Origin of the sequence: Rothia sp. CCM 9418 (assembly GCF_048512825.1) — a bacterium.
Lineage (GTDB): Bacteria > Actinomycetota > Actinomycetes > Actinomycetales > Micrococcaceae > Rothia.
In genome coordinates this window covers 264,964-279,369 of sequence record NZ_JBLXXX010000004.1, presented here as the reverse complement: position 1 = coordinate 279,369, position 14,406 = coordinate 264,964, and the positions used below count along the sequence as shown (strand labels likewise).

Below are 14,406 nucleotides of genomic sequence, written 5' to 3'. Positions count from 1 at the left end.
CATGAACCCGCTTCATCCGAGTTTTTAGCGAATAAGAGTGGAAGCTATCGACGATTGCTCTAGATAAGAACGCATGAGAGTCTCCTCTGCTTGCGTCGGCTCCACGTGCGGCAAGCGAACCGTTGGAGAATCCAAAAGTCCTTGCCATGTAAGAATCTTTTTGGCAGCTACACATCCTGGAACACACGACATCGTTGCCGTAACAATAGGAGTGAGCTCTCGATGCAACTGTTGCGCTTGAGATAAGTCTTCAGCGACAACGGCATCAATCAATGTTCGGAATAATTGCGGTGCAATATGAGTTGTCACGCCGATCAGTCCGACAGCTCCCATAGCCAACCATGGCAAGGTGAGTCCGTCGTCACCAGAATAAAACTGTAAATCGGTTGTTGCCATCACTTCTGTTGCCGCAGAAAAGTCAGCCTTAGCATCTTTGACAGCAACAATATTTTCGTGTTGAGCAAGCTTCTGGTAGGTAGCAGGAGCGATAGGGATACCCGCACGTCCAGGAATGTCGTAAAGCATCACCGGAGTATGTACAGCATCTGCAATAGCGGTAAAATGCCCGAGCAAACCAGACTGAGTCGGTTTATTGTAATACGGTGTCACCACTAAAAGACCGTCAACACCAACTGCTTCAGCACGCTGAGCCAAATGCAAGGTATGGGCAGTATCGTTAGAACCAACACCAGCAATAATCGTGGTACGCTGCCCCACCGCATCTTTGACGATACGGAAAACCCGCTCATTTTCTTCGTCTGTCATGGTGGAGTACTCGCCTGTTGTGCCACAAACAACTAGCCCATCGTGACCATTATCAACAAGGTATTGTGCCAGTTGGGCTGTTTTTTCCTCATCAACAGAGCCGTCAGCAGAAAAAGGAGTCACCATAGCGGTGAGCATTCTGCCAAAAATGGGCTCAACAAACGTACCTTTAGTATGGTTTAAGGACTCAGACATATTCCTTAGACTACCCTCTTTTGCTCAGTTTTTGTATTTTGCCGACTCATCATCTCCGCTGACACCTCTACACCTCTAACGATGCGGGTGTTTTACCTTCAGATAAGGCGAGCGCTATACGTATAGATTTTCGGGCCCGTTTACGGTCTTTGAGCACCTCGTAGATGCGTCCAAGAACAAACCAGTTCTTCCAGCTGTGAGGTTCTTGTTCGATGAGTTTCTCCATGGTGTTAAAGAGTTCTTGTGCCTGTCCGTCATCTAGCTGTTGGAGCAGTTCACGATACGAGTTGGAGGTGTCGTTGAGGTGGAGTTGTTGTTCAAGTTTTTCGACACGTATACCAAAGAGTATTTCTCGTATCATGGCCCACCCCCCTAGTATTGGTAGGCCTATCATGCCAGCGCCCATCAGATAACCGGTGGGTGTTCCTGCTTGGAATAAAGCCAGAGCATATCTCATGCTCATCAGTAGGTAAAGAGTGAGCGCGATAATGATAGCCCATGCGAAGGCTTTGGTTCGTCCGGTTACCTCCCAGAAGAGGAATAGAGCACTACAGGCTAAAACCGCGATTAGAGAAAGTTTCGTGTGATTTTCTAAGGGCAGTATGAAGATGGTGAGGACTAAGAGCACGCATGCGCTCGCTGTGAAGTTTCGTAGCGAGTTCATGGTTTTTAGCTCAGTTCGAGGTAATGGTCAAGTCCGTGTGTTAAGCCAGGGTGAGAGCTGACTTTTCGGATACCCAGTAATATCCCAGGCATGAACGAGGAACGATCAAAGGAGTCGTGGCGAATCGTTAATTGTTGCCCTTCGTCCCCGAGAAGTATCTCTTGGCTTGCAGTGAGCCCTCGCAAGCGTACGGCGTGTACTCTGACGTCGTCGATGAGTGCTCCACGAGAGTTTCCGGTGTCTGTGACGGTAGCGTCAGGAGATACTGGCAGATTTGCTGTTTTGCGTGCTTGAGCTATTTTATGTGCGGTGTGTACGGCCGTACCAGATGGTGCATCAACTTTTTGTGGGTGGTGAAGTTCAATAATTTCTACTGATTCAAAGTATTGGGCTGCCCGTGCTGCAAATTCTGTGGCGAGAATGGCTCCGATGGCGAAGTTCGGGGCAATGAGCACTCCGGTTATTGGATTCTGTGTCAGTTTTTCTGTAAGCCGGTTGAGTTTTTCTTCATCCCATCCGGTGGTTCCAACGACGGCGTGGATTCCGTGTTCAATAGCAAAATGGACGTTTTGTTCGGTGCTATTGGGTACGGTGAGATCTACCAGAATCTGTGCTTGCGCTTCAATCATCTTTTCTAGAGGATCGTGAGAGCCGAGTTGAGCGACGAGTTCCATGTCAGGTGCATTTTCTACGGCTCGGACGGCTTCTTGTCCCATTTTTCCGTAGGCTCCGGCGATAGCGACTTTCCAGGGGGTGCTCATACTCACGTTTTCTCCTTGAGGTGTGTTTCGATGCAGGTAGAGAGTCGTTATTCTCTTCAATGTCTGTATAACACTCTAAATGTAGCGCAGAAAAATTGCGGAGATATCCTCAACTGTGCCATAAACTTATACAGTTACTTCGTTTCTCGTGAAGTAACTCAGTAGGTAATTAGAGGTAACAGTTGAATCAAGAGCATGTCTTTTATTCCAGTGTTGACCCTGCAGAAGGCCAACGGAAGTATCGTCTACCTGGTTTAGACGGTTTACGAGCGTTAGCCGTATTGTGTGTGGTGGTCTATCACTTATGGCCGGGAGTGCTTCCAGGGGGCATGATTGGTGTCGATATTTTTTTCGTCATCTCCGGTTACCTCATTACTGCTTTGCTTTTGCGTGAAGGCGCCTACACCGGCAAGATGAACATCATTGATTTTTGGGTTCGTCGTGCTCGTCGACTCATTCCATCGATTGTTCTGCTCATCATTGTTATTGGTACGCTTACACTCATTATTGGCCATGACGCGCAGGTGAATCTGGGGCGTCAAATTTTTGGTGCGTTCACTTTTTCTTCTAACTGGCTCTATATTTTTTCTGGCAATGATTATTTCACACAGACTTCCCCTGAGTTGCTCACTAATTTCTGGTCTTTAGCAGTTGAAGAGCAGTTCTATATTCTATGGCCGGTAGTACTCGTCATTGTTTTCATGTTTGTTTCGCGGTGGAGTCGTCGTGCGCTTATCCCCGTTATTTTGGGGTTGCTATCGGTTCTATTATGTGTTGTTCTCAACGTTTTCGAGGTTTCTCCAAACCGCATCTACTATGGTACTGATACGCATCTTTTTCCTTTGATGTTGGGTGTTCTTCTAGCGCTAATGATTCCGTGGAGCATGTACCCGCCAGCTGATTCTCGCTTATATCAGCTGGTCGGTTATGGGGAGCATTGGCAAGGGGCTTTACGTTCAGGTGCCGGTTGGTTAGCCCTTTTTGGTTTAGTACTTTATGCAACACTTTTAGAACAGACCCAAATATTTTTTATGCCTGGTGGGTTGTTCTTTGCTGGTTTCCTAGCGTTGGCGGTGATTCAGGCTCTCTTACCTGACGTGCATAATCCTGCTTCAGATGTTCTACGTCAGGTTCTTTCCTGGGCTCCTTTAGTGTGGATTGGGCGACGTTCTTACGGTATTTACCTCTGGCATTGGCCGCTCTATGTTCTTGCACACTACACTTTTGGTGTCCATCAGAAATTTTGGGTTGAGTTCTTTGTTCTCTTTTTGACTTTAATCATTTCGGGCCTGTCATATATGTATGTTGAGGAGCCTATCCGCCAACGTGGTTTTGTGGCATGTGCATCGTCTGTTTGGAATACCTTCTCTGGCGCACAAAAACTACCCTCTTTTGTGGCCTTAGGCGCGGTTCTTCTATGTACTGCTGCTACCACAGCAGCAGTTATTACCGCTCCCAAGACAACTTCTGCAGAAGATATTGTGGCAGCTGGAGCACAAGCGCAAAAGGCGCATGAAGAACATATCGCCGACCAAAAGCCCACGCCTACACCCGACGCTGATTCTGCGGCTGCTACGGAGAGAGAAAGCTCCTCTAAACAAGCGACGAGACAGGAAGAGAATCCTTCGGTAACGGTTATTGGGGATTCGGTATCTTTAGCCTCGGCAGAGGCCCTTCACGAGGCGTTACCTGACGCGACAGTTGATGGAGAAGTCTCTCGTACTATCGTCAAGGCTTTCCCCGTGATTTCTCGTCTTAACGAGCATGGACAATTAGGTTCTGTTGTCGTACTTTCGGTAACAACCAATTCCACTTATTCGATAGAAGAGATTGACCAGCTGATTAAAGATATTTCAGATCATGGTCAACGAAAAATTGTTCTTGTCACGGGCGCTGCTCCAGCACATCTGACGTGGGTTCAAGATTCTAATAAGGTCATTAAAGAAGCTGCCGCAAAATACCCGAAGAGTATTGTCATCGCAGATTGGGCTAAGGCAGCGCAGAACCACCCCGAGTATTTTGTCTCGGATGGGGTGCATCCTCAAGCTATCGGTCAAAAGGTTTATGCCCAAACTATTGCTACAGCAGTAGCTCAGGCGGAAAAAGACTTAGAACACCAAGATACGGCGGAGGAAGAGCCGGCAGAACCTGTTCAGCCAGCAACTTCCCCCGCTTGGTAAAGAACCGTTTAATTTCGTATCAACATTCTAATGTGGGGTGTTCTATCGGACGATTGTTGTTGTCATCTCTTGTTGGGCGAGGAATTGTGCTAGCTCTTGTACTTGCTCTAAAGTGACCTCACATAGTTTCTGGCTACTTTCTTCTAGAGTTCGATAGATGCCCGAACCTAGCTCAATAACTCCTAGACGAGTCATACGTGATTCAGGACTTTCATAACCAAGCAACATAGAGCCTTGCATCTGCCCAATTACTTTTTTCAGCTCTTCTGGGTGTAGACCGTCTTGAGCTAGCTTATCGAATTCTGTTCGGAGGATTTCTTGTACCTGTTCAGCTTTATCGGGTAAACATCCTGCGTACATACCAAAAATTCCGGCGTCAGAGTATGAATTCGAAAAAGCAGAGGTCGAATATGCTAGTCCACGTTTTTCACGAACTTCTTGGAAAAGACGTGAGGACATCCCTCCCCCAAAAGCTGAGTTTAAAACGTTCAATGCATAGCGTCTATCGTCTTGAGAGATAATGCCGTGAACGCCCAATAAGATGTGTGTTTGTTCGCAACCTTTATCAATAATTTTGTGGTTTATTCCATCAGCGATGTGGCTGATTCCTTTAGCACGTCGTTCAATAGGAGCAGTATTCTCGGGTAGTTCCCACCCGTACCGAGAGAATGCTTCAAGAACCTGTTGGACGACCTCGCGGTGTTCTAACCCACCAGCGGCGGTAATAACTAGCTGTTCAGGGGTGTAGTAGTGGCGGTAGTGTTCCCACACAGATTGGCGCGGTACATCTTCAATTTCTGTTACTGTACCGCCCACGGGTCGCCCTAATGGGTGTGTGCCAAGGAGTTGTTCTGTGAAACTTTCGAATGCTACGTCTACAGGGTCGTCTTGGCCCATAGCGAGTTCTTCAAGAATCACTTGGCGTTCTTTTTCTAAAAGTTCTTCATCCAGTAAAGAGTGCGCCAGCATATCTGCCATGACGTCTATGGCGAGGGGCATATCTTTTGTCAGAACTCGAGCATAGTAGCAGGTCTGTTCTTTTGCGGTGAAGGCGTTGGAATCTCCGCCGACGCTGTCAAAGGCTTCGGCGATATCTAGAGCTGTTCGTTGAGCGGTTCCTTTGAAGAGGAGGTGTTCGAGGAAGTGGGTAGAACCGTACATTCCAGCTTGTTCATCTCGTGAGCCGACACCCACCCAAAAACCTAAAGAGACACTTTGTAATGCTGGCATTTTTTCGGTGATGACTCGAATACCACCAGGTAGAACAGAACGGCGGACTTCGTGGCCGCCTTCTCCTTGTTCGATGATTTTTCCGTTTTCGTAGTCTAGTTCATCACGAAGTTCGTTCCACGAGGTTGGAAGCAATATAGCCATTATTCCCCTAAATGTGTGTGTTTTAAGTGTGTTATTCAGCCCGCTCAGCTTTTACCGTTAGATGGGGGGCATGTTTTTGGGCGTTGTTCTAGAAAGGTTAAAAACTCATAAAAGAGTAGCCTGCACAAGTACACAAGACACTTATGCAGGCTACTGAAACAATACGCTACAGATGCAGCGTCTTTTCAGAGAGGACCTACGAGATTATTCGTTGTCGTTTTCTTCTTCGTCGGTATTTTCTTCGCCGGCGACGACAGGAGCAAGAGATAGCTTGCCACGATCATCGATTTTGGCGATTTCAACCTGAATCTTCTGTCCCACTGAGACAACGTCTTCAACATCATTGACTCGTTTGCCGTCGTTGAGCTTACGAAGTTCAGAAATGTGCAACAGACCGTCTTTGCCGGGAGTCAAAGAGATAAACGCCCCGAAAGTTGTAGTTTTGACGACTGTTCCGAGGTAGCGTTCGCCGACTTCGGGAACCTGTGGGTTCGCGATAGCGTTCACTGCCGCACGAGCAGCTTCTGCTGAAGGCCCGTCCACTGCACCGATATAGACGGTTCCGTCATCTTCGATGGAGATATCGGTTCCGGTATCTTCTTGAATCTGGTTAATCATCTTGCCCTTAGGACCAATGACTTCACCAATCTTTGAGACAGGAACTTGTACTGAAATCACGCGAGGAGCGTAGTCGCTCATCTCGTCGGGGGCGTCGATAGCTGCGTTGAGAACTTCGAGGATGTGAAGGCGTGCTTCACGAGCTTGAGTTAGCGCTGCGGCAAGAACAGATGCGGGGATGCCGTCGAGTTTGGTGTCGAGCTGAATTGCGGTGACAAACTCACTGGTTCCGGCAACTTTGAAGTCCATATCGCCTAGAGCATCTTCTGCGCCAAGGATGTCGGTCAATGCTGCGTAGCGGGTCTCGCCGTCAACCTCATCGGAGACAAGTCCCATAGCAATACCTGCAACAGGTGCACGTAGAGGTACGCCAGCGTTGAGTAGCGAAAGGGTTGAAGCACAGACTGAGCCCATGGAGGTGGAGCCGTTGGATCCGAGGGCTTCAGAGACCTGACGAATTGCGTAGGGGAACTCTTCACGAGAAGGCAGCACTGGTGTAAGCGCACGTTCTGCTAGAGCACCGTGTCCGATTTCACGTCGTTTAGGTGAGCCAACACGACCGGTTTCGCCGGTGGAGTATGGAGGGAAGTTGTAGTGGTGGATGTAGCGTTTTGCTTTGACGGGGTGTAGGGAGTCAAGCTGCTGTTCCATTTTGAGCATGTTCAACGTGGTGACACCCATAATCTGGGTTTCGCCACGTTCGAAGATTGCTGACCCGTGTACGCGAGGAAGAACTTCAACTTCAGCAGTTAGCTGGCGGATATCGGTGAGACCACGTCCATCAATACGTACCTGTTCGGTGAGGATACGCTGACGCACCGTGTGTTTTGTCAAAGCTGCAAAGGCTGCTTCTACTTCGTCTTCACGGCCTTCGAACTCTTGTCCTTCAGCGGTGAGCTGTTCAAGTAGTGCGCTCTGTAGTTCGGTAGCAGCCTGTTCGCGTTCTTGTTTACCGGCAATAGAGTACACTTCAACGAGTTTGTCCGCTGCAAAGTTTTTGACAGCGTTATCTACGTCTTCGTCGTGTGAACCGAAAGTTGGTAGGTCAAGAGGCTCTTTACCTGCTTCATTCTTAAGGGCTAGCTGAGCTTCGCATAGCGCTTTGATGAAGGGTTTTGCTGCTTCGAGGCCTTGTGCAACAACTTCTTCGGTGGGTGCTTGCTGACCGTTATCTTTAATGAGTGTCCAAGAGTTGTCGGTTGCTTCTGCTTCAACCATCATGATGGCAACGTCTTCTGTTCCATCGGCTTTGGTGACGATACGACCAGCAACAGCCATATCGAAAACGGCGTTTTCGAGCTGTGAATGTTTCGGGAAGCATACCCATTGGCCGTCGATGAGGGCGATACGCACGCCACCGATAGGGCCGCTAAATGGAGCGCCTGATAGGGTGGTAGAGCATGATGCTGCGTTGATTGCTACGGTGTTGTAGATTTCGTCAGGGTCAATGGTCAGAACGGTGACGACTACTTGAACTTCGTTGCGGATACCTTTGGTGAAGGCTGGACGAAGTGGGCGGTCGATGAGGCGTGCTGCAAGGATTGCTTCGGTGGTGGGGCGTCCTTCACGGCGGAAGAATGAGCCAGGAATCTTTCCTGCTGCGTACATGCGTTCTTCGACGTCCACGGTGAGCGGAAAGAAGTCAAAGCCTTCGCGTGGAGACTTGCTAATAGCTGTAGCGGAAAGCAAGGTGGTGTCTTCGTCGATGGTGACGAGAGCTGAACCTGCTGCTTGTTTTGCGAGACGTCCAGTTTCAAAACGGACGGTACGAGTACCGAATTTTCCGTTGTCGATAATAGCTTCTGCAAATTTAATTTCGGGACCTTCCAAGGTTCCTCCATTTCTTCTCTGCCGATATCTCTCTCAGACAAGATCGATCTTCGATGGAAGTTTTCGGCACACGCACGAGTTGATGTGGGGCTCCGCAAACCGCAACCGAGGACCGGTCAATCCTCTGAGCGAGGTATCGGGTCTTATGGTGGTGTATTAGGTGGTGGCTTTGAGAGAGATGATGAGTCTCTGAAAGCCGAAAGAGGGCGTCACCAATGTTTCATCTCTCATCGCTGAGGCTATGAAAGATGTTGCACCGGTTTCGCCCTCCCAAAGTTTAATGTTTATCGGCGGATACCGAGGCGTTCGATAAGAGCACGGTAACGTTCGATGTCAACACTCTTGAGGTAGCCAAGCATGTTGCGGCGACGACCAACGAGGATCATCAAGCCACGACGAGAGTGGTGATCGTGTTTGTGGAACTTCAAGTGTTCAGTCAAGTCGGTGATACGACGAGTCAAAACTGCAATCTGTACCTCAGGTGAACCGGTGTCACCTTCGTGAGTTGCGTATTCCTTGATAATTTCCTGTTTAACTGCGGGATCTAGCGCCACTGTTATAACTCCTAGAGTTAGTGCCGTGTACGGCCCGAACAACATTTTTGTTGTCGGGGATTCGTTATATTACGCCTCAGATTTAGCAACGCTAAAAGCTGAGAAGCAATAAGAACACTATGAGACAACCACGGACTGCAGTCTCATATCTCTCTTACTCTACCTGAAAGAAAACGCTAGGAGAACTACAGGAGCGAACTTCCTTGATTCTTTTTGACAAAAGTTACATAAAAAGCGCCGAGGAACACACACCAGATAGCACCGACTATCAGCGCTAAACGAGTATCCGCAAAGAACGCAAATTGCAACACGATAAAGGCCATGAAAGCCAATGCCACATAGGAACCGAGAGGAGATGCACTGTGGTTGTTTTTTCGGACGAAGGCAATATGGGATAGAAGAATCATGACCCAGACCATGACCGTTGCAAAAGTTGCAAGAGAAGCAACCACTAAGAACGCATTTTCAAAGAAGACGTTAACGAAAACCCCCGCAATCAGGACTAAGCCGGTACAGACAACAGTCATGTAGGGAACTCCATTTTTTGCGGTACGAGTAAATGCATCAGGTGCCATTTTCTGTTGTGCAAGACCATACAGCATACGCCCAGCACCATATACGTCAGCGTTAATAGCCGAAACCGCGGCGGTAAGAACCACAAAGTTCAGGATGTGAGCAGCTGCTGGGATACCTAAAGCGCTAAAGATTTGCACGAATGGAGAGCTCTGTCCTTGAATCTGGTTCCAAGGGATAAGAGACATAATGACTGTCAACGCTAAAACGTAGAACAGTAGGATACGTACGGGTGTGGTGTTGACGGCTTTAGGAATAGATACTTTAGGATTTTCAGCTTCTCCAGCAGCAATACCGATAGTTTCGATGCCGCCAAAAGCAAACATAACGACGGTAAAGCAGGCGATAAAACCAGATATACCGTGAGGGAAGAATCCGCCGTTGCTCCAAAGATTTGTGATGGAGGCGGTGTTTCCAGCAACAGATTGAGTTCCAATCAGCATAAGAATAATGCCGCCGATAATCATGGCAATGATTGCAGCGACTTTAATTGTGGTGAACCAAAATTCACTTTCGCCAAAAGCTTTAATCTGAACAAGATTAATAGCCATAATCAACAGTAAAACTACGCCGATCCAGACCCATGCCGGAGAGGAAGGAAACCAGAACTGCATATACACGGCGAAGGCTGTAACGTCAGCAATGGCAACGAGTGCCATTTCGAAGGCGTATGTCCATCCGGTGGTGAATCCTGCCCATGGTCCGAGGTATCGGGTGGCATATTCAGAAAAGGCACCTGAGACGGGGTGGGCTAGAGCCATTTGCCCCATGGCGCGCATGACCATGAAAACAGCGGCGCCACCGACGATATATGCCAAGAGCACTGAAGGTCCAGCTAGAGAAATGGCGGATGCGGAACCATAGAAAAGTCCGGTTCCGATGGCTGAACCAAGAGCAATAAAAAGGATATGACGAAGAGATAAACCTCGTCTCAGGGTGGAGGGAGTATCCGAGGTGGAGGGAGAGACGGTAGTGTTCATGAGCTATTCCTGAATCATTGGGGAATCAATCTGACCCCTCATTGTTACATCAGTACACAAAATAACGCGTGCTTATTCCTATAGATGAGATATAAGAAACACTAAAACTCACAAAACTTTGACAACTACCGTCATAAACCCATCAACGGTTAACGAGATTCTCGACCAAACACTATAGAAGCAATAGCCGTAGCACCAGTCACCGCACACACCGAAGGCCACGCCCCAATCTTATGAGCAAGAACATGAGAATAACCAAAACTCCCAAGATACACACCGGTCAAAGCAAGAGCCGTAGGAGTCCCCGCATTCTTCTTCCACCCCGAATACGCAACAGCGCCACCGGCAGCAAGCAAAACACCGCCAAGAGCACGAACACCAGTAACACGAGCGATCTTATAACCGCCCATCAAACCAGTAGCGCTAGCAATAGTAGGAACCATCACACTCATATTATTCTCCTTAGAAAATTACAATCAGCACAATTTTCTTGCACTAACCTGCAAAAGTAATCTCCTGTAGTCTATGGTTCACGCCTGAGAAACACCAGAGTAAAACCCGAAGAATCTCCCATACCTCATCCACCACACAGATACTCCCCCTGCCAACACTCCGTTTTATTCTGCCCCAGTAGCTAAAAACATAGAGGTAAGAGAGAATAAGGAATATGGAACATACAACACCTGACCTACCAGAAGCATTCTCGCACGCTGTCATCGTCCAAGTAGCCATGGATGAAGAAGCCGCACCACTTCTCGAGAAGACAATAGAAGCAGCACCCAGCTACACCATCGGAGAAGCAAAATTCTTCCCTCGATACCATATGCACCAAGAAACAGCACATCCGATCTTGCTTGTGCGCTCAAAAATCGGGTTAGTCAATGCCGCCAGCGCGACCAGTTTCGCCCTCTCACAGATTAAACATCCCAGCGCCATCCTATGCGGTGGAACAGCCGGAGGACTCCACCAAAACGTTAACGTTGGGGACATCATCATCGGCACACAATACACCTACACCGATGCAGACGCTACCGCATTCGGATATGAACGCGGACAAGTACCCAGCATGCCAACATACTACGACAGCAACACCGAACTCCTAGAGAATACACGCACTATAGAAACAGAAAGCACCCACCCGGTCAAAATTGGATTAATGTTAGCTGGCGGTTCTTTCGTCACCACACATAACGTCAAAGACACACGAGAAGTCTTCCCCTCTGCTCTTTCTACGGATATGGAAACCACCGCAATCGCCCAAGTATGCTACAGCCATCGCGTACCATTTATCGCAATACGATGTGTCTCAGACCTTTGCGGGCCAGCAGCAGACCAAGATTTTCATCTTTCAATGGATATCGTTGCACCGCGTTCAGCGCAATACATCCTCCATATGATAGAAAAAATAAAGAAATAACTGTCAGGGGAAGGTTAAAATGCAAGACCACATTATGCGTGATGGAAACACCATTCCACCCATCGGCTTAGGCACCTACGGTATGGATGACGTCCAAGCAGAAGTCGCCGTAGCAGAAGCAATCCGACGAGGATACAGGCTCATCGACACCGCACAAAATTACCGCAACGAACACGGTGTAGGACAAGCCATTCAACGATGCGGAGTTGAGCGAGAAGAGCTTTTCGTCACCACCAAAATACCAGGTCGTGACCACGGCTTTGACACCACTATCAATTCAGTTCACAAGTCTTTAGAACGTCTCAACGTCGATTATCTTGATTTGTGTCTCATCCACTGGCCTAACCCTTCTCAAAATCTCTACGTACCCACGTGGAAAGCACTGGTCCGTATGCAAGAAGAAGGAAAAATCCGTTCTATCGGAGTCTCAAACTTTCTCCCAGAACATATTGACCGTATCGTTGCAGACAGCGGTGTCACCCCCGCCGTCAACCAAATTGAGCTGAGCCCCTTCTACCGTCAAGAAGAACTCACACAATACAACGCACAAAATGCAATTATTACCCAATGCTGGTCACCATTAGGCCGTATGAAAACCCTCAAAAATGATGCAGTATTTGCCGATATTGCACAGCAACTTGGAGTCACCCCAGCACAGGTTGCGCTCCGTTGGGCAGTACAACAGCAAATGGTTCCCATTCCAAAGAGCGCTAACTTACAACGTATGGAAGAAAATATCGACGTCTTCACGTGGGAACTCAACCCTGAACAGATGAAACGTATTACCGAATACGATAAAGTCGCTCCATGCAAAGGGTACAACCCCCTAGAACACGAAGAAATGTAAAAGACTCTATCCCACAACAAGGTGGGGTGTGAACCGTTAACGGTTCACACCCCACCTTGTTATTTCTACGCCAATTCTAAGATGATACCTCTTCTTCAAATAACACGCGTTGAGCGTCAATAACATCTTGAGAAATCTGCTCAATCAGAGCGTCGACTCCAGTATAGGCAACCATATCCCGAAGATGCTCTGTAAATTCTAGAACAACGTGCTGTCCGTAAAGGTTAAAATCTTCAATAGGTTCTTCGGGGCGGCCCAAAACATGCGCCTCAACTTGACGACGAGTAATACCTTCAAAAGTAGGGTTCGTTCCAACCGACGTTGCCACAGGGTGACGTGTCCCCGCCTCATCGATTAACCATCCTGCATAGACACCATCAGCAGGGATGAAGCCCTCAGCATCAGCAGACATATTTGCGGTTGGAAAACCTAATAAACGGCCACGAGCAGCACCATGAACAATCTCTCCACGCATACGATGTGGACGGCCCAAAAGTTTGGCAGCCTGATGGACCTTACCGTGAGCTAACAGCTCACGAATACGAGTAGAAGAGACCCGCTCCCCATCATCTGTCTTAAGATCTGCGACAGTTACGACCTCAAAACCATAACGTTGCCCAAGCTGGCGCATCGTAGCTAAATCGCCACTATTATTCCGGCCAAAACGCACGTCTTCACCGATCACCACATATTTAGCGTTGAGGGAATGAACAAAAGTAGACTCAACAAACTCTTCAGGACTTTGAAGAGAAAAATCATGAGTGTATTCCATCAGAAGATAATGCTCAATACCTACTTCTTCCAAGAAAATCTGGCGATCGTCTTGCCCCATAATCTCTTCCAAAGAAACCTCTGGACGATGAACCCGCGCAGGATGCGGATCAAAAGAAATCGCAACCGACCGTAAACCATGTTGCTGAGCATAATCAACAACAGTTTTCAGTACAGCAATATGACCGGTATGTACACCGTCAAAGTTCCCTAAAGTCACCACAGAGGGTGCCCCTTGTGCAGGCATATCGTTGAGATGACGGTAGACGTCCACAGTTCTCCTTGAGTTTGGTTCTCTTACTTCTATCCTACGCAATGAACCCCGTACCACAAGAACACATCAAGATTCGGGACACACTCACAGAAAAGTTTCAGAGCTTACGAGCTGGTATAGCATGCACCATTAAGGTGTAGAAAGCTTCCGAGTACGCATCAGCCACCACAGCCCAACAATAGGCAACACCAAAGGAATGTACCCATACCCTTGACCAAAGTGAGACCATACACTCGCTAAAGGAAACAAATCAGGACGCAAATACGACAGCGCACTGACCGATATTACCCCTACTAGTTCAAAACTTACCGCACCAACAGCAAGCTTCCAAGAGGTCGCATCTTTTCGAGCAAGACAAATTGTTGCCACAATATAAACCACCGCAGAGATTGCAGAAAGCGTAATAGACACTGGAGCTTGGTCAAACTTACGAATCAGTTGATACCCAGCTCGAGCAGTCGCAGACAACGAAAACACCCAATAAATAACAATGAGCAGTCTGCCAAAACCACGAGACTTTGTTGCGGTGAGATTAGACATGTTCTCTTTTTCTCTTCTAACGTTCGGAAAATAACCCGCGCACCATGTCCAAGCGCATGATAA

At 48.0% G+C, this 14,406-nt stretch carries 13 protein-coding genes; 3 read left to right on the top strand and 10 right to left on the bottom strand.

The genetic code is table 11. The features are described from left to right. Window positions 1-24 precede the first annotated feature (24 nt). The 3 genes from dapA to dapB form a co-directional block, all read right to left on the bottom strand. Entirely contained in the window at window positions 25-960 is a 936-nt protein-coding gene (gene dapA / locus ACN083_RS07340) for a 4-hydroxy-tetrahydrodipicolinate synthase (RefSeq protein ID WP_419102182.1), read from the bottom strand. A gap of 67 nt (window positions 961-1,027) precedes the next feature. Beyond that, window positions 1,028-1,624: a hypothetical protein gene (locus tag ACN083_RS07335; RefSeq protein ID WP_419102181.1), complete on the bottom strand. Its 597-nt coding sequence runs from the start codon at window positions 1,622-1,624 to the stop codon at window positions 1,028-1,030. A gap of 5 nt (window positions 1,625-1,629) precedes the next feature. Beyond that, window positions 1,630-2,385: a 4-hydroxy-tetrahydrodipicolinate reductase gene (gene dapB / locus ACN083_RS07330; protein WP_419102180.1), complete on the bottom strand. Its 756-nt coding sequence runs from the start codon at window positions 2,383-2,385 to the stop codon at window positions 1,630-1,632. Between the two features lie 182 nt (window positions 2,386-2,567). Between dapB and ACN083_RS07325 the strand changes: the two genes are divergently transcribed. Then, complete coding sequence (locus ACN083_RS07325; protein WP_419102179.1) at window positions 2,568-4,565, top strand: acyltransferase family protein; 1,998 nt, start codon at window positions 2,568-2,570, stop codon at window positions 4,563-4,565. 42 nt (window positions 4,566-4,607) lie between these two features. Here ACN083_RS07325 and ACN083_RS07320 read toward each other — a convergent pair whose 3' ends face one another. The 5 genes from ACN083_RS07320 to ACN083_RS07300 form a co-directional block, all read right to left on the bottom strand. Continuing rightward, window positions 4,608-5,939 (bottom strand): M16 family metallopeptidase, encoded by a 1,332-nt coding sequence (locus ACN083_RS07320; protein WP_419102178.1) that lies wholly within the window; start codon window positions 5,937-5,939, stop codon window positions 4,608-4,610. A gap of 204 nt (window positions 5,940-6,143) precedes the next feature. After that, the gene (locus tag ACN083_RS07315; RefSeq protein WP_419102177.1) at window positions 6,144-8,387 is read right to left on the bottom strand and encodes a polyribonucleotide nucleotidyltransferase; all 2,244 of its coding nucleotides are present in this window, start codon (window positions 8,385-8,387) and stop codon (window positions 6,144-6,146) included. Window positions 8,388-8,671: 284 nt separating this feature from the next. Continuing rightward, window positions 8,672-8,941 carry a 30S ribosomal protein S15 gene (gene rpsO, locus ACN083_RS07310; protein ID WP_419102176.1) on the bottom strand — a complete coding sequence of 90 codons (270 nt, stop codon included), beginning with the start codon at window positions 8,939-8,941 and terminating at the stop codon, window positions 8,672-8,674. A gap of 185 nt (window positions 8,942-9,126) precedes the next feature. Beyond that, window positions 9,127-10,494 (bottom strand): amino acid permease, encoded by a 1,368-nt coding sequence (locus ACN083_RS07305; protein ID WP_419102175.1) that lies wholly within the window; start codon window positions 10,492-10,494, stop codon window positions 9,127-9,129. A gap of 149 nt (window positions 10,495-10,643) precedes the next feature. Then, a complete protein-coding gene (locus tag ACN083_RS07300; protein WP_419102174.1) occupies window positions 10,644-10,946 on the bottom strand; it encodes a hypothetical protein in 303 nt (100 codons plus the stop codon). A 215-nt stretch (window positions 10,947-11,161) separates the two neighbouring features. Between ACN083_RS07300 and ACN083_RS07295 the strand changes: the two genes are divergently transcribed. Both ACN083_RS07295 and ACN083_RS07290 read left to right on the top strand, forming a co-directional pair. After that, window positions 11,162-11,911: a 5'-methylthioadenosine/adenosylhomocysteine nucleosidase gene (locus ACN083_RS07295; RefSeq protein WP_419102173.1), complete on the top strand. Its 750-nt coding sequence runs from the start codon at window positions 11,162-11,164 to the stop codon at window positions 11,909-11,911. Between the two features lie 19 nt (window positions 11,912-11,930). Then, entirely contained in the window at window positions 11,931-12,758 is an 828-nt protein-coding gene (locus ACN083_RS07290; protein ID WP_419102172.1) for an aldo/keto reductase, read from the top strand. A 76-nt stretch (window positions 12,759-12,834) separates the two neighbouring features. Here ACN083_RS07290 and ACN083_RS07285 read toward each other — a convergent pair whose 3' ends face one another. Continuing rightward, on the bottom strand, window positions 12,835-13,803 hold the full coding sequence (locus ACN083_RS07285) for a bifunctional riboflavin kinase/FAD synthetase (RefSeq protein ID WP_419102171.1): 969 nt from the start codon (window positions 13,801-13,803) through the stop codon (window positions 12,835-12,837). A 129-nt stretch (window positions 13,804-13,932) separates the two neighbouring features. Next, window positions 13,933-14,343, bottom strand: a complete 411-nt coding sequence (locus ACN083_RS07280; protein WP_419102170.1) for a hypothetical protein — start codon at window positions 14,341-14,343, stop codon at window positions 13,933-13,935. Window positions 14,344-14,406 lie beyond the last annotated feature (63 nt).